Source organism: Geomonas diazotrophica (assembly GCF_019063885.1).
GTDB classification, from domain to species: Bacteria; Desulfobacterota; Desulfuromonadia; order Geobacterales; family Geobacteraceae; genus Geomonas; species Geomonas diazotrophica.
The window spans coordinates 2,850,707-2,867,394 of record NZ_CP077684.1 but is presented as its reverse complement, the minus strand read 5'-3'; the positions used below and the strand labels follow the sequence as shown (position 1 = coordinate 2,867,394).

Below are 16,688 nucleotides of genomic sequence, written 5' to 3'. Positions count from 1 at the left end.
GGACGGATGCAAAGGGACAAAGGAGAGCTGTCCAGTGACGAGTTGCAGAAGGCGGTCGAGCTCCTCGAGATAGTGGCGGCCCGGGGCAAGGGGTATTCGTTATCGGCGCTGGCGCGCGAGGCGGGGATCACGCCGTACCGTACCCGGCTTCTGTTGGCGCTTCTGGAGGACAAGGGGCTGGTGCAGTGTGCGATCCAGAGCGGGAAGTACGACGAGAGCCGCGCCAGGAAACTGGCCCGGACCCTGCTGCAAAACGCCCGCAACAGCAGGGTGCTCGCCCCGATAGTCCGCCCGCTCCTGTCCGAGCACGACGACGATCTGAAGGTGACCATCCTGAAAGATGCCCGCCCGGTACTGGAAGCCCTCGCCCGCCGGCACAACGAGGCGATCTACATGGCGATCCCCAACGGGGACGAGGTGCTGCTGCTGGATATGGTGGATCCCTCGCGGCAGGAGCGGGGGGAGCTGGTCGGACGGCGCTTCCCCTTCTTCGCCAACGCCGCCGGCAAGGTGATGCGTGCCATCGATTCGTGGGACCTGTTGGAGCAGATCGGCCGGAGGTGGCGCGGCGGCAGGGGGGAGCACCCGGACCTCGCCGTCCTGCGGGTCGAGCTGGAGCAGATCAGGGAGGACGGGGTCGCCGTGGAGTGCAGCGGCATGGGGGACGGGGTGGTAACCGTGGCGGTGGCGGTCCGTGACTACGCCGGCAAGGTGGTGGGCGCCCTGATGCTGATCGGGCCCTCGTTCCGGCTGCTGGGGGACCGGTTGGAGCAGGAGATCATCCCTTCCCTGCGCCTGAGCGCAGAACTCCTCTCCGCCAGGTTCGGCTACGCCCGCCCCTGAATGCGACCCTCACCTGGAGCTATTGGCCCCCTTGGCACAGGCCGGGGGATGAACAAGGAAGCGGCGGCCCCGCTTCCAGTCGCTGGTAACCCTAACAGAAGGAGTGACGGCCATGTCGGACAAACAGCAATGGGAAGCAATCGCCAACCACAGCAAGTTCATCGAGCTGAAACGCAAAAAACGGAACTTCCTCTTCACCTGGTGGATCATCTCGACCATCTACTACCTCCTGCTCCCGGTCATCTCCGGCTACTTCCCCGAGGCCTTCAGGATCAAGGTCATCGGCCCCATCAACTTCGGCTACCTTTTCATCCTGTCCCAGTTCGTCATGGCCATCGGGGTGGCGATCTATTACGCCCACGTGGCCAACAAGACCTTTGACCGGCTCACCAAGCAGCTCCTGGAAGCTTTGCAATAGATGCGTCCATCAAACAAAGAGGGGGACCAGGTATGAAAAAGAGGATCGCCGCTTTAACCGTAGCACTGTCGCTATCGATGTTCGGCGCGGCCGCCGTGTGTGCCGAGGCTTCCGCCACCGCCGCAGCTCCCCAGGTCGCCGCACCCGCCGCCGCAGTCTCACCGGCAGCCGCACCCGCCAGCGCCGCAGCTTCTCAGGTCGCGGCTCCCGCCGCGAGTGTCGCCGCCAAGGCCGCGGTCGCACCGGCCAAGGGGGGCGCCGCACCGGCCAAGATCACCCCCAACCGCGGCATCACCATCGGCATGTTCGCCCTCATCATCGCCGTCACCATGGGCGTCGTGATCTGGGCGGCCAAGAAGACCCAGACCGCCTCGGACTTCTACACCGCCGGCGGCGGGATCACCGGCTTCCAGAACGGCTGGGCCATCGCCGGAGACTACATGTCGGCCGCCTCGTTCCTGGGGATGTCGGGGCTCATCTCCCTCTACGGCATCGACGGCTTCATGTACGCGGTGGGACCGATGTTCTCCTTCATCGCCATCCTCCTGGTCATCGCCGAGCCCTGCCGCAACGCCGGCAAGTACACATTAGGCGACATCCTCTGCTTCAGGAGTTCGCCCAAGGTGGTGCGCGGCGTCGCCGCGCTGTCGACCGTTACCGTCTCCATCTTCTACCTGATCGCCCAGATGGTGGGCGCGGGCAAACTGATGCAGATGCTGCTGAACATCCCGTACCGCGTCTCCGTTATCGGCGTCGGCGCGCTGATGGTGGCCTACGTGGTCTTCGGCGGCATGAAGGCGACCACCTGGGTGCAGATCATCAAGGCATCCCTGCTGATGGGCGCAACCACCGTCCTCTGCCTGCTGGTTGCCATCAAGGCCGGCTTCAACCCGGTCCGCTTCTTCACCGACGTGGTCAGTAACGGCGCCATCCAGGAGCACGTGCGCATGAACGTGTTGAAGGACGTGATCGCCAAACCCGGGGTCGACTACGGCCAGCGGTTCCTGGAGCCGGGCCTGTTCCTGAAGAACCCCCTGGACCAGATCTCCCTGGGCCTCGCCTGGGCGCTGGGCGCTGCCGGCCTGCCCCACATCCTGATGCGCTTCTTCACGGTCCCGAGCGCGAAGGATGCCAGGAAGTCCATCATCGTGGCCCTGTTCCTCAACTCCAGCTTCTTCTTCATGATCAGCGTGATCGGCTTCGGCGCCGCGCTCTACCTCACCCCGCAGGCGATCTCCGCCGTGGACAAGGGAGGCAACATGGCGACCCTGCTCCTGGCCCAGCATATGGGCGGCGGCGCGGGGAGCCTCGGCGGCGACATCTTCCTCGCCTTCATCTGCGCGGTCGCCTTCGCCACCATCCTCGCCGTGGTCTCCGGCCTGGTGCTCGCCGCCTCCGCAGCCATCGCCCACGACGTCTACGTGAACATCATCAAGGACGGCAAGGCGGATCAACAACTGCAGGTGAAGGTGGCCCGGATCACCTCGCTCTTCGTGGGAACCTCGGCCATCGTGATGGGGCTCATGGCGGAGAAGGAGAACGTGGTGGCCCTGGTGGCGCTGGCCTTCGCGGTCGCCGCGTCCGGCAACTTCCCGGTCATCATGTTGTCCCTGTTCTGGCGCAAGTTCAACACGGCGGGGATCGTTTCCGGCCTGGTGGTAGGTACCATCTCCGCCCTGACACTGGTCATGGTTTCGCCGGTGATGACCTATCCGAAAAAGATCGCTGCCGACGCCAAGAAGGTGGTGGAAACCCTCGAGAAGAAGCAGGCCGGGGGGACGGTGCTGGCCGAGAAGGAGGTGCAGGCCCTGGAGAAATCGCGGACGGAGTACGTGAAGAACAAGGACGGCAAGTCCATGGTCGGCCTGGACGCCCCGATCTTCCCGCTCAAGAACCCGGGGATCGTCTCGGTCCCGCTCGGCTTCCTGGCCGCCGTCTTTGGCTGTCTCCTGTTCCGGGAGCGCCGTGCCGAGGAGATGTTCGACGAGATCGACGTGCGCCAGAATACCGGCATCGGCATCACCAGCGCCGCCGATCATTAGCCGTTTGCCAAACCTGTCCCCCTCCCGGCCTCCCCCCTCCCGGGGGAAGGGGCGTCCACCACAGCGTTCCCTCCCTCTTCCAAGGGGAGGGGGCGTCCACACAGCGTTCCCTCCCCCGGAGGGGGAGGGACAGGGAGGGGGAAGGACTCGCTTGCATGCGAGTTGTGTAATGGAACAGCCGCGACTGGCGCCGAGCAAACTCATCAAGGAGGTGCAACCGTGACACACGTTAACAACCTGCAGGAGATCGCGGCCGTTTCGCAGCCGGAGGGAGACGAGGGGGTCCGGCTCCTCTACTCGCTCAGCAAGGAGGAGCTGGTGAGGATCATCGTCGACGACGCCAAGAACTGGCTCGCCCACGACGGGGTCTGGTTCCAGTCCCTGGAGAAGAAGTACGGCATGGAGGTGGCGGTGGACATCGACACCGACGCCTGGCGGCTCTTCACGGTCATCGAGGCCAAGAGGATCATGGAGCGGCTCTCCATCAAGTCCGGCGGAGGCATCCCCGCCCTGGTGGAGTGCTTGAAGCACCGCTTCTACGCCAGGCTGAACCTGCAGGAAAGCATCGAGGTGACCGACTCCCGGGCCGTGTTCCGGATGCTCGACTGCCGGGTGCAGTCGGCCCGAAAGCGCAAGGGACTCCCGGACCACCCCTGCAAATCGGTCGGGATCGTCGAATACTCCGAGTTCGCCCGGACCGTCGATTCCCGCATCGCGACCCGCTGCATCGCCTGTCCGCCCGACCCGCACCCCGATGAGTTCTGGTGCGCCTGGGAGTTCACCTTGAACCCCGGGCAGCCGTAAAGACCACGTTACAAGGAGAAACGACATGCACATAGCCGCTGCGGAGCCTTATCGCTCCAGACACAAGATCCGTTTCGTCACGGCGACCAGTCTCTTCGACGGGCACGATGCCGCCACCAACATCATCAGGCGGATGCTCCAGTCCTCGGGCGCGGAGGTGATCCACCTGGGACACAACCGCTCCGTGGACGTCATCGTCACCGCCGCCATCCAGGAGGACGCGCAGGGCATCGCGGTGAGCTGCTACCAGGGAGGGCATGTCCCGTTCTTCAAGTACATCTGCGACCTGCTCAAGGAGCGCGGCGCCGACCACATCAAGGTGTTCGGAGGGGGGGGCGGGGTCATCGTCCCGGAGGAGATCCGCGAGATCGAGGAGTACGGGGTGAGCAAGATCTTCTCCCCCGAGGACGGCAGGCGCATGGGGCTGCAGGGGATGATAAACCACATGCTGGAGCTGTGCGACTTCAGCCCCGAGCGCGACACGGACCGGGAGATCGATCGGCTCAAGGAGCGGGACATCCGCGCGGTCAACACCCTGATCACACTCGCCGAGCAGGCGGTCCACGACCAAAGCGAGGGGTACGGGGCGGTACGGGAGCGGATCCGGGGCATGGGGCGCGACGTCCCCGTGGTCGGGATCACCGGGACCGGCGGCGCCGGGAAGAGCTCGCTCACCGACGAGCTGGTGCGCCGCTTCGTCAGGGATTTTCCGGAGAAGAGCGTGGCGATCCTGGCGGTGGACCCCTCGCGGCAGCGCACAGGCGGCGCGCTCCTGGGGGACCGGATCAGGATGAACTCCATCAACAGCGACCGGATCTACATGCGCTCCCTGGCCACCCGCGATTCCCGCTCCGAACTCTCGGCGGCGATACGGGACGCCATCGACGTGGTGCGTGCCTCGGGCTTCGACCTGGTCATCGTGGAGACCTCCGGGATCGGGCAGGGGGACGCCGGGGTGGTGGAGATCTGCGACGTGTCGCTCTACGTGATGACCTGCGAATTCGGCGCCCCCACCCAGCTCGAGAAGATCGACATGCTGGACTTCGCCGACCTGGTGGCGCTCAACAAGTTCGAGCGCAAGGGGGCCGAGGACGCGCTGCGTAACGTGCGCAAGCAGTACCGCCGCAACCGGAACCTCTTCGACATCCCGGACACGGAGATCCCGGTCTACGGCACCATCGCCTCGCAGTTCAACGACCCCGGCACCAACGTGCTGTACCGTGCCCTCTTGGACCGGGTCAACGAGAAGAAGGAGAGCGGATGGCAGTCGCGCCTGCAGATCGCCGAGCGCGAGAGCCTGAAGCAGTACATCATCCCGCCGGACCGGGTGCACTACCTGGGCGAGATCGTCCAGGCCGTGCGCGGCTACCGCAAGGGAGTCGAGGAGCAGGCGGCCGTGGCACGGACCCTGTTCCAGCTCTCCGGGGCCAGGAAAGAGGTGAAGAGTGAGGGGACCATCGCCGAACTGGAGCAGCTGATCGGTTCTTTCTCCGCCAGGCTGCAGGAAGAGCCGCGCCGCATCATCGACGGCTGGAAGGGGCTCAAGGAGTGCTACCGCCAGGACGTCCAAGTCACCAAGGTACGCGACAAGGAGATCCGCACCGAACTCTACACCACATCCCTATCCGGGACCCGGATCCCTAAGGTCTCTCTCCCCGACTACGAGGAATGGGGGGAGATCGTCAAGTGGTCCATGCAGGAGAACCTCCCCGGCTTCTTCCCCTACACGGCGGGGGTGTTCCCCTTCAAGCGCGTGGAGGAGGACCCCAAGCGGCAGTTCGCCGGGGAGGGGACCCCGGAGCGGACCAACAGGCGCTTCCATTACCTGTGCCAGGACGACGGCGCCAAGCGCCTTTCCACGGCCTTCGACAGCGTAACCCTCTACGGCGAGGACCCGGATTACCCCCCCGACATCTACGGCAAGGTAGGGGAGAGCGGGGTTTCCATCTGCACCGTCGAGGACATGGAGAAGCTCTACGCCGGCTTCGACCTCTGCGCCCCCTCGACCAGCGTTTCCATCACTATCAATGGGCCGGCGCCGATCATGCTCGCCTTCTTCTTCAACGCGGCCATCAGGCAGCAGCTGGAGCAGTTCAAAAACGCGCAGGGGCGCGAGCCGTCGCCCGCGGAGTATGCCGAGCTGAAAGCCCGCACCCTGCAGACCGTGCGCGGCACCGTCCAGGCGGACATCCTCAAGGAGGACCAGGGGCAGAACACCTGCATCTTCTCCACGGAATTCGCGCTCAGGATGATGGGGGACATCCAGCAGTACTTCATCGAGCAGCAGGTGCGTAACTACTACTCGGTCTCCATCAGCGGCTACCACATCGCCGAGGCCGGGGCGAACCCGATCTCGCAGCTCGCTTTCACCCTGTCCAACGGCTTCACCTACGTCGAGTACTACCTCTCGCGCGGCATGAATATCGACGATTTCGCCCCGAACCTCTCCTACTTCTTCAGCAACGGCCTCGACCCGGAGTACACGGTGATCGGCCGGGTGGCGCGGCGCATCTGGGCGGTGGTGATGCGGGAGAAGTACGGCGCCAACGACCGCAGTCAAAAGCTCAAGTACCATATCCAGACCAGCGGCCGCTCGCTGCACGCCCAGGAGATGGATTTCAACGACATCCGCACCACGCTGCAGGCACTGATGGCCCTCTACGACAACTGCAACTCGCTGCACACCAACGCCTACGACGAGGCGGTCACCACCCCCTCCGAGGCGTCGGTGCGCCGCGCCATGGCGGTGCAGATGATCATCACCAAGGAGCTCGGGCTCGCCAGGAACGAGAACCCGCTCCAGGGCGCTTTCATCATCGACGAGCTCACCGACCTGGTGGAGGAGGCGGTCCTTGCCGAGTTCGAGAGGATCGACCAGCGCGGCGGGGTGCTGGGCGCCATGGAGACCCAGTACCAGCGCAGCAGGATCCAGGACGAATCCATGCTCTACGAGGCCAGGAAGCATTCCGGAGAGCTCCCCATCGTCGGGGTCAACACCTTCCTCAACCCGCGCGCCGGCGAAGAGGGGTACCAGATCCCCGGGGAGCTGGCCCGCGCCACCGTGGAGGAGAAGGAACAGCAGATCCGGAACCTGCGCGCATTCCAGGAACGGCACAAGGATGAGGCGCCCCTCGCCCTGAAGCGGCTCCAGGAGGCGGCGGTGGCCGGCGGCAACATCTTCGCCGAGCTGATGGAAACGGTGCAGTGCGCCTCGCTGGGGCAGATCACCAGGGCGCTCTACGAGGTGGGAGGGGAGTACCGGCGCAACATGTAGCGCGGAAGTGCCCGGGTCGGCGCGGAGGAGCCGGGCCACCGGCGCACCATGTGGGCCGAATGGCACGCCCGGTTCAGGCGTCTCCCTCCCCCGAAGGGGCAGGGAGGGGGGCGCCTTCGCTATCGAGTTGGAGACGAAGAGGAGAAAAACATGGACGTGTTTCAAGCGATAAACGACAGAAGAAGCATCAGGAAGTACCGGGACACCCCGGTCGAGTGGGACAAGGTGAGCCAGGTGCTCGATGCGGGGCGCCTGGCGCCTTCCTGGAAGAACATGCAGTGCTGGCGCTTTCTGGTCCTTTCCGCCGCCGGTAAGCGGAACGCACTTTTGGACGCCTTTCCCGATGACAACCCGGGCAAGAAGGCACTGGCACAGGCGCCGGTGACCATCGTGGTCTGTGCCGACCCGGCCCAGTCCGGGGTGGAGAACGGGATCGAGTATTACGTGGCCGACACGGCGATAGCGTTTGAGCACATCTGCCTTGCGGCCCACGGGCTGGGGCTCGGGACCTGCTGGATGGGGCTCTTCGACGAACCGACCCTGAAGGAGTCGCTGGGCATCCCGGCAGGGATGCGGGTGGTCGGGGTGACGCCCTTGGGTTACCCGGACCAGGAACCCAAGGCGCGGCCGCGCAAGGAGCTGGCGGAGATCGCCTATCACAACGACTGGGGGAAGGCATGCTGACCAGGACCGAATCGGAGCAAAGGATAGCCAGGCTGCAGGACGGGCTGAAGGAGAAAGGGGTGGATGCCGCCCTCTTTATCTATCCCATCGATATCTATTATTTTTCCGGCACGCGCCAGAACTCGGTGCTCTTCGTTCCCGCCGAGGGAAAGCCGCGCCTGATGGTGCGCAAGAGCTACTTCCGCGCCCAAGGGGAGAGCGTCATCGACGACACGCGCCCCTTTCCTTCCAGCAAGGAGTTTCCCTCCCTGTTTCCCCCCCAGGTGAAGCGGATCGGCTTCACCTTCGACGTGGCGCCGGTGCAACAATACCAGTACTACGCCAGGCTCCTGCCCGGGGTGGAGTTCGTTGACATCTCCTCCCTGAACCGGGAGCTGCGCAGCGTGAAGTCGAAACTGGAGCTGGAGCGGATGCGCGAAAGCGGGACGCGGCTTTGCGGCGTATTCAAAGAGATCCCCGGTTTCCTGAAGGAGGGGATGCGCGAGCTGGACCTCGCCGCCGAGTTCGAATACCGGCTGAGGAAGGCGGGGGGCGAAGGGTATGTCCGGATGCGCGCCTACAACCAGGAACTGTTCCAGGGGCTCGCCGTCAGCTCCGGCGCCGGCAATCCCGGTTTCTTCGACGGCGCGGTCACCGGCCGGGGGCTCTCCAACGCCTCTCCCCACGGCGCCTCGACCGACACCATCCAGGCGAACGTACCGGTGCTGGTGGACTACACCGGGGTCTTCAACGGCTACATCGTCGACATGACCCGCATGTTCGTGGTGGGGAGACTGGCACCCGAGCTGGAGCGCGCCTTCGCCACCTCGCTGCAGATCCAGCAGCACCTGGCCGAGAACCTGAAGCCAGGCGCGGTGTGCGAGGAGCTTTTCGCCCAGGCCGCCGGGATTGCCGAGAGCGCGGGGCTTGCGCGCAACTTCATGGGCGCGCCCGGCGAGAACGCCAAGTTCGTGGGGCATGGCGTGGGGCTCGAACTGGACGAGTTCCCGGTGCTGGCCCAAGGGTTCAAGTCGCCGCTGCAGGAGGGGCAGACCGTCGCCATCGAGCCCAAGTTCGTTCTCCCCGGTCTCGGCGTGGTCGGTATCGAAAACACGTTTGCCGTGGCCCGGGAAGGCGGGGTGAAACTGACCGATCTGGCGGACGATATCGTCTGTGTGTGAGCTCGAAAACAATTTTTGTTTTAATGTGGGGCTCGTGAAAGCGAGCCCCTTTTTTGTGGCCTCTATTCGTTAAGTGTGTATTGTTGATGGGTTATGGTATGTGACGTCCCGTCTGCCCCGCGTCTCGCTGCGGTAGGGCCGTTGATGTGTTAAAATGATTCCGTCTGTTTATAATCCTGTTATACTTTTGCTTGACTTTTACGTAAACGATAGATAAAGTTCTACACAACACAAACAACCGCGGGAGGGAAATCATGCAAGACGTCTTCGTTGTGGAATCACTGAGAACCCCATTTGGCTCCTTTGGCGGCTCCCTCTCGGAGGTGGAGGCGCCCGTATTGGGGGGCACCGTGATAAAGGCGCTCCTGGAGCGAGCCGGCCTCAACCCGGCCCAGGTCGACGAAGTCATCGCGGGGCAGGTGCTCAGCGCCGGGGTGGGGCAGGCTCCCGCCCGCCAGGCCATGCGCTACGCGGGCATCCCCGACTCAGCCCACGCGATGACCATCAACAAGGTCTGCGGCAGCGGTTTGAAGTCGATCATGCTCGGCGCAGGCTCCATCATGCTGGGCGATTCCGAAGTGGTCATCGCCGGGGGGATGGAGAACATGTCGCTCGCCCCTTTCGTGCTGAAGAAGGCCCGCTACGGCTACCGCATGGGGCACGGTGAGCTCATCGATCTGATGATCTACGACGGCCTGCAGGATCCCTATTCCGGGCGGCACATGGGGGACATTGCCGAGGAGGCCGCTCACCGCCACTCACTCTCCCGCGAAGCCCAGGATCAGTTCGCCATCCGCTCCTACACAAGGGCACAGGAGGCGATCCGGGGCGGCATCTTCAGGGACGAGATCGTGCCGGTGCTGAAAAAGGTTCGCGGCGGCGAGGTGACGGTGGCCGAGGACGAGGAGCCCTTCAAGGTCGACTTCGGCAAGCTCACCGCCCTGAAGCCGGTCTTCAAAAAGGACGGCACCATCACGGCGGCCAACGCCTCGACCATCAACGACGGCGCGGCGTTTTCCCTGCTGGCCGGCGTCGACGCGGTGAAGCGCCTGAACCTGAAGCCTAAGGCGCGCATCGTGGCCCACGCCACCTGCAGCCTCCACCCCGAGCGCTACACCGAGGCCCCGGTGGGCGCCATCGAGGTCGCCTGCGCCAAGGCGGGGTTGAAGACCTCCGACATCGACCTCTTCGAGATCAACGAGGCCTTCGCCACGGTGGCCATGATCGCCATCAAGGACCTCGCCCTCGACCCGGAAAAGGTGAACGTGAACGGCGGCGCCTGCGCCATCGGCCATCCCATCGGCGCCAGCGGCGGCAGGCTTGCCGCGACGCTGGTCCGCGAGCTGCACCGGCGCCAGGCCCGCTACGGCTTGGCAACGCTCTGCATCGGCGGAGGCGAGGCGGTCGCAGTACTGTTCGAGAGGGTCTGATCCCGCATTTCCAGAATCCAAACTTTCCACAGGAGGTTCACATGTTCAAGGTAGTAGGCGTCATAGGGGCAGGGCAGATGGGAAGCGGCATCGCCCACGTCTTCGCCCAGCACGCGTATCAGGTCCTGCTCTACGACATCTCCCAGGCCCAGCTTGACAAGGCGCTCAAATCGATCGAGCAGAACCTGGAGCGGCAGGCCAGGAAGGGGGTGATCTTCACCACCAGCATCGAAGGGATCATGGCCCGCATCACCGCCACCAAGGAGCTCAAGGACTTCGCACCCTGCGACCTGGTGGTGGAGGCTGCGACGGAGAACGAGAACCTCAAGTTCGAGCTGTTCAAGAAGCTGGACGAGATCGTTGCTGAGAACGCCATCTTGGCTTCCAACACATCCTCCATCTCCATCACCCGCATCGCGGCCTGCACCAGGCGGCCGGACAAGGTGATCGGCATGCACTTCATGAACCCGGTGCCTATCATGCAGTTGGTCGAGGTGATCCGGGGGCTGGGTACCAGCGAGGAGACCTTCCAGGCCATCGGCGCCCTGGTCGCGCGGCTCGGCAAGGAGATGGCGGTCGCCAAGGACTACCCCGGCTTCATCGTCAACCGGGTGCTGATCCCGATGATCAACGAGGCGATCTTCGCGCTCTACGAGGGGATTGCCTCGGCGGAGGACATCGACAAGGGGATGAAGCTCGGCACCAACCAGCCCATGGGGCCGCTGGTCCTCGCCGATTTCATCGGCCTCGACACCGTGCTCGCCATCTGCAACGTCCTGCACGACGGCTTCAAGGATCCCAAGTACCGTCCCTGCCCGCTCCTCGTGAACATGGTGAACGCCGGGTATCTCGGCAAGAAATCGGGGAAGGGATTCTACGACTATCAGGGCTAGGCCCGGGGAGCGATCATCATGGAAAACCAGAACATCCTCTGCGAGATCGTCGAGGGAGTGGCGACGGTCACCGTGAACCGGCCGGCGAGCCTGAACGCGCTGAACAGCCAGGTCCTTGGCGAGTTGGAGTGCACCCTCTACAAACTGGAGCAGGACCCCGCCGTGCGGGTGGTGATCCTCACCGGTGCGGGAGAAAAGGCCTTCGTCGCCGGCGCGGACATCAAGGAAATGGCGGACATGACCTCCTTCGAGGGGCACCGTTTCGCCCTCCAGGGGCAGCGGGTCATGCTCTTCATGGAGAAGATGAGCAAGCCCGTGATCGCAGCGGTCAACGGCTACGCCCTGGGGGGCGGCCTCGAACTGGCGCTCGCCTGCGACGTTATCTACGCCTCCGACAACGCCAAGCTCGGTTTCCCCGAGGTCACCCTGGGCATCATCCCCGGCTTCGGCGGCACCCAGAACCTCTCCCGTCTCATCGGTCCCAACCGGGCCAAGGAGCTGGTCTATAGCGGCAGGATGATCAACGCCCAGAAAGCCCTCGCCTGGGGCGTGGTCAACGAGGTGGTCGCCCAGGCCGAGCTTGCGGCGAAGGCCCTGGAGCTGGCGCGGGAGATCGCGAAGAACGGCAGCTTGGGTGTCGGGTACGCCAAGAACGCCATCGTCAACGGGCTCAACATGACCAAAGAAGACGGCTTCCGCTACGAGAGTTCCCTCTTCGGGGTTCTCTTCGCCACCGAGGACCAGAAGGAAGGGATGGGGGCGTTCGTGGAGAAGCGCAAGGCGCAGTTCCAGGGGAAATAGCGGGGAGCGGTCACGTTCCCTCTCCCTCCGGGAGAGGGTGGCCGAAGGCCGGGTGAGGGCGCTGCTGATTGCAGGGCAATTGCTGGGTCGCGATCCCTCACCCCTGCCCCTCTCCCAGAGGGAGAGGGGGAATAACCGTTACGAGTCGTTCTCTAAACAGGTAACCAAAAGGGAGGATGCGATGGATTTCGAATTGAGCCAGGACCACAAGGTATTGAGGGATTCGGTGCGCGAGTTCGTGGAGAAGGAGATCAAGCCGATCGCGATGCAGATCGACGAGGAGCACATGATCCCGGACTCGCTGGTCAACAAGATGGCGGAGATGGGCTTTCTGGGGAGCTACCTCCCCGAGGAGTACGACGGCGCCGGCCTCGACATGCTCTCCTACGCCATCGTGGTCGAGGAGGTCTCCAAGGCCTGCGGCTCCAGCGGCGTACTTATCTCGGCCCACACCTCCCTGGCCTGCGGCCCGATCTACACCTTCGGCACCGAGGCCCAGAAGAAGAAATGGCTCCCGGCGCTGAACACCGGCAAGGTGATCGGCTGCTTCCTCCTCACCGAGCCGGATGCCGGCAGCGACGCCGGGGCCATCTCGACCACCTACCGGCGCGAGGGGGACGAGTTCGTCATCAACGGCTCCAAGATCTTCATCACCAACGGCGGCTATCGCGGCACCGGCGTCCTCTTCGCCACCTCCGACAAGAGCCTCAAGCACAGGGGCGTCTCCGCCTTCATCATCGACCTCAACTCACCCGGGGTCGAGATCCTCAAGAACGAGAAAAAGCTCGGCATTCGCGGCAGCTACACCACCGCCTTCGCGCTGGACAGCGTGCGCATCCCGGCGGAGAACCTCCTGGGGCAGGAAGGGCAGGGTTTCAAGATCGCCATGGACACCCTGAACGGCGGGCGCATCGGCATCGCCTCCCAGGCGCTCGGCATCGCCGAGGGCGCCTTCGAGCGGGCCCTCGCCTACTCCAAGGAGCGCAAGCAGTTCGACCATCCCATCTGCGAGCTGCAGGCGGTCCAGTTCAAGCTGGCCGACATGTACACCCGCATCGAGACCAGCAAGCTGATGACCTACAAGGCCGCCTGCCTCAAGGACGCCAAGAAGAACTACACGGCGGAGTCGGCCATGTGCAAGATGCTCGCTTCCGAGGCGGCAACCTACGTCACCAAGGAGGCGATCCAGATCCACGGCGGCTACGGCTTCATCTGCGACTACGAGGTGGAGCGCATGTTCCGCGACGCCAAGATCACCGAGATCTACGAGGGGACCAACGAGGTACAGCGGGTGGTCATCTCGAAGATACTGCTCTCCTAACGGCGCCGTCTCGTGACACCCGCCTGCTCCTCCCCCCGAGGGGGAGGCCGGGAGGGGGCATCGGCATCGATCGGTTAACAAGCAGGAGTGACTTCATGGAAGCTACCAGGGAAATCTATTGGAACGTAGGGCACGGCGTGGTGCTCCCGATGTACCTGCTCACCCTTATGGCCTTCGCGGCCTGTGCCTACGGGTGCTGGAAGCGGATCGAGGTCTACCGGCAGGGGAGGCCCCTGAACCGCATGGACAACCTCCGTGAACGGATCGCGCTGACGGCGACGAACCTGTTCGGCCAGGTCAGGGTGCTGCGCGTCGCCGGCCCGGGGATCCCGCACGCGCTCTTTTTCTGGGGTTTCGCCGTCCTCTTCATCGGGACGCTCCTGGTCATGGCCCAGGCCGATTTCTCGCAGCCGCTCTTCGGTGTCGTCATCCTCACCGGCGCCTTCTACAAGGCTTACTCGCTGGTGCTGGACCTGGCCGGGCTGGCCGCGCTCGTCACCCTCTTCGGTCTCGCGCTGCGTCGCTTCGTGGCCCGGCCGGAAGGGCTCAAGATCACCCGCGACGATTACCTGATGCACGGCCTGCTTTCCGCCATAATCGTCACCGGCTTTTTCGCCGAAGGCGCGCGCATGGCCGCCACCGAGTTGCACCAGAATCCGGAGCTGGCCCGCTTCTCGCCCATAGGGCTCATGGTCGCCGGCCAGTTCGCCGCGCTCGACCTCCAGTCCCTCAAGGAGCTGCACCGGCTCTGGTGGTGGTGCCACTTCCTGCTGGTCACCGGCTTCATCGCCGCCATCCCCTGGACCAAGTTCCGTCACCTGATCACCACCCCCGCCAATTACCTCTTCGTCGATCTCCGGCCAAAGGGGAGCATCGACACCATCGACCTGGAGGCGGAAGGGGTGGAGCATTTCGGGGCGGACAAGGTTGCCGACCTCACCTGGAAGGACATCTTCGATGCCGACGCCTGCACCAGCTGCAAGAGGTGCCAGGACCGCTGTCCCGCCTTCAACACCGAGAAGCCGCTCTCGCCCATGCAGATGGTGCAGCAGATAGGCGAGACCGCGTGTACTGCGCCGCAGGCGGACCTGATCGAGACGGTGGGACGGGACGCCCTCTGGTCCTGCACCACCTGCCGCTCCTGCCAGGAGATCTGCCCGGCGCAGGTGGAGCACGTCAACAAGGTGATCGAGATGAGGCGCAACCTGGTCCTCATGCAGGGGGAGTTCCCCGGCGAGGAGGTCATGGTCGCGGCCAACAACGTCGAGGTGAACGGCAACCCCTTTGGCATGGCCTACGCCGAGCGCGGCAAATGGTCCGACGGTCTCGCGGTACGGCACCTCTCCGAAGGGGAGGAGGCGGACATCCTCTACTTCGTTGGCTGCTACGCCTCCTTCGACAAGAGAAACCAGGAGGTCGCCAAGAGCTTCGTGAAGATCTGCAACGCGGCCGGGGTGAGCGTCGGCATCCTGGGCAAGGAGGAGCGCTGCTGCGGTGAACCGCTGCGCAAGCTGGGCAACGAGTACCTCTACCAGATGACCGCGCAGGAGAACATCGAGCTGATCAAGGGATACGGGGTCAAAAAGATCGTCACCACCTGCCCGCACTGTCTCAACACCCTGGGGCGCGACTACCGCGACCTCGGGCTCGACATCGAGGTCGAACACTACACCGTCTTCATCGACCGGCTGATCGGGGAAGGGACGCTCGCCCTTGCTCCGCACCAGTTCGACTACACCTACCACGACTCCTGCTACCTCGGGCGCTACCAGGGGATCATGGAGCAGCCGCGCAACGTGCTGCACGTCGCCGGGGGGAGGATCAACGAGATGCAGAGGTCGGGGCTGGAGAGTTTCTGCTGCGGCGCCGGCGGCGGCCGGATCCTTGCCGAGGAAAAGCTGGGGAGCCGGATCAACGTGCAGCGGGTCCGGATGGCCGAGGCGACCGGTGCGCCGCTGATCGTCTCCAACTGTCCCTTCTGCCTGACCATGTTCGAGGACGGCATCAAGACAGGCGACTGCGAAGGGAAGCTGGCGGTGCGTGACCTGGCCGAAGTCGTGGTGGAACGGCTGGCCATGCCGGTGAACTTCGGGACGCCGGAAAGGGAAGTGAGCCTGGCCGCGGTGGTCTCGCTGGCCGAGGCGTCCGGGAGAAAGGAGCCGGCGTCGCCGGAAGAGCAGCGGCTGGCGGCTGCGGAAGGCGTGTCGGCATGACGCCGCAAAGAATTCAGAGGAGGAAGCTATGAAGATACTGGTATGCATCAAACAGGTGCCGGACATGGAGTCCCGCTTCAGGCCCAACGGTGAAAAGACCTGGTACGACGAGAGCGATCTCGCCTTCCGCATGAACGAATACGACGAGTACGCGGTGGAGCAGGCGGTGCAGCTCAAGGAGCAGCTGGGCGGTGAGCCCGAGATCACGGTCCTCTCCATCGGCCCCGAGCGGACGGTGGAGGCGATCAAGAAGGCCCTTGCCATGGGTGGGGACCGCGCCGTCCACATCCGGGACGACAGGTACTACCAGAAAGATCCCTGGCAGATCGCCTCGATGATCGCGAGCTACGCCAAGGGGGAAGGTTTCGACCTGATCTTCACCGGGATGCAGTCCCAGGACCGGGGTTCGGCCCAGGTCGGCGTCATCGTGGCGGAGCTCCTCGGCGTCTCCTGCGCCACCACCCTGGTCGGCTTCAGCTACGACTGCGGCACCATCACCGTCAAGAGAGAGCTGGAAGGTGGGATCAAGGGAGTGGCGAAGCTGAAGCTCCCGGCGCTGGTCACCTGCCAACTGGGGCTCAACACCCCGCGCTACCCGACGCTCCCCAACATCATGAAGGCGAAGAAGAAGGAGATCGCCTCCCTGACGGCGGCCGAGCTCACCGGGGAGGCCGAGTTGACCGCCACCGCGGCGATCTACCCTCCGGCCAAGAAGGGGGGCGGCCTCGTGCTGGAAGGGGAGATCGGTGCCCAGGTGGACCGGCTCATGGGGATCTTGAAGGAAAAGACCGCGGTGCTCAGATAG

General features: G+C 64.3%; 13 protein-coding genes. All 13 read left to right on the top strand.

The features are described 5' to 3' along the window. Window positions 1–6: 6 nt before the first annotated feature. The 13 genes from KP003_RS12490 to KP003_RS12430 all read left to right on the top strand — a co-directional run bounded on the left by KP003_RS12490 (window position 7) and on the right by KP003_RS12430 (window position 16,688). Window positions 7–843 carry an IclR family transcriptional regulator gene (locus KP003_RS12490; RefSeq protein ID WP_216497897.1) on the top strand — a complete coding sequence of 279 codons (837 nt, stop codon included), beginning with the start codon at window positions 7–9 and terminating at the stop codon, window positions 841–843. Window positions 844–955: 112 nt separating this feature from the next. Then, window positions 956–1,261 (top strand): DUF485 domain-containing protein, encoded by a 306-nt coding sequence (locus KP003_RS12485; RefSeq protein WP_216497896.1) that lies wholly within the window; start codon window positions 956–958, stop codon window positions 1,259–1,261. Between the two features lie 32 nt (window positions 1,262–1,293). Next, on the top strand, window positions 1,294–3,303 hold the full coding sequence (locus tag KP003_RS12480) for a solute symporter family protein (RefSeq protein ID WP_216497895.1): 2,010 nt from the start codon (window positions 1,294–1,296) through the stop codon (window positions 3,301–3,303). Between the two features lie 219 nt (window positions 3,304–3,522). Then, window positions 3,523–4,107, top strand: a complete 585-nt coding sequence (locus KP003_RS12475; RefSeq protein WP_216497894.1) for a DUF6125 family protein — start codon at window positions 3,523–3,525, stop codon at window positions 4,105–4,107. Between the two features lie 25 nt (window positions 4,108–4,132). Further along, window positions 4,133–7,381: a fused isobutyryl-CoA mutase/GTPase IcmF gene (gene icmF, locus KP003_RS12470; protein WP_217299643.1), complete on the top strand. Its 3,249-nt coding sequence runs from the start codon at window positions 4,133–4,135 to the stop codon at window positions 7,379–7,381. A 150-nt stretch (window positions 7,382–7,531) separates the two neighbouring features. Beyond that, window positions 7,532–8,065 (top strand): nitroreductase family protein, encoded by a 534-nt coding sequence (locus KP003_RS12465; protein WP_216788611.1) that lies wholly within the window; start codon window positions 7,532–7,534, stop codon window positions 8,063–8,065. Beyond that, on the top strand, window positions 8,059–9,225 hold the full coding sequence (locus tag KP003_RS12460) for a M24 family metallopeptidase (RefSeq protein ID WP_216788610.1): 1,167 nt from the start codon (window positions 8,059–8,061) through the stop codon (window positions 9,223–9,225). Before KP003_RS12465 ends, KP003_RS12460 begins: the two co-directional genes overlap by 7 nt. 254 nt (window positions 9,226–9,479) lie before the next feature. Then, entirely contained in the window at window positions 9,480–10,655 is a 1,176-nt protein-coding gene (locus KP003_RS12455) for a thiolase family protein (protein ID WP_216788609.1), read from the top strand. 41 nt (window positions 10,656–10,696) lie between these two features. Further along, window positions 10,697–11,548, top strand: a complete 852-nt coding sequence (locus KP003_RS12450; protein ID WP_216497889.1) for a 3-hydroxybutyryl-CoA dehydrogenase — start codon at window positions 10,697–10,699, stop codon at window positions 11,546–11,548. An 18-nt stretch (window positions 11,549–11,566) separates the two neighbouring features. Beyond that, on the top strand, window positions 11,567–12,349 hold the full coding sequence (locus tag KP003_RS12445; RefSeq protein ID WP_216497888.1) for an enoyl-CoA hydratase/isomerase family protein: 783 nt from the start codon (window positions 11,567–11,569) through the stop codon (window positions 12,347–12,349). A 181-nt stretch (window positions 12,350–12,530) separates the two neighbouring features. Next, window positions 12,531–13,670, top strand: coding sequence for an acyl-CoA dehydrogenase (locus KP003_RS12440; protein ID WP_216497887.1), 1,140 nt, complete (start codon window positions 12,531–12,533; stop codon window positions 13,668–13,670). Between the two features lie 95 nt (window positions 13,671–13,765). Then, window positions 13,766–15,883, top strand: a complete 2,118-nt coding sequence (locus KP003_RS12435; RefSeq protein ID WP_216788608.1) for a heterodisulfide reductase-related iron-sulfur binding cluster — start codon at window positions 13,766–13,768, stop codon at window positions 15,881–15,883. Between the two features lie 28 nt (window positions 15,884–15,911). Continuing rightward, window positions 15,912–16,688, top strand: a complete 777-nt coding sequence (locus tag KP003_RS12430; protein WP_216788606.1) for an electron transfer flavoprotein subunit beta/FixA family protein — start codon at window positions 15,912–15,914, stop codon at window positions 16,686–16,688.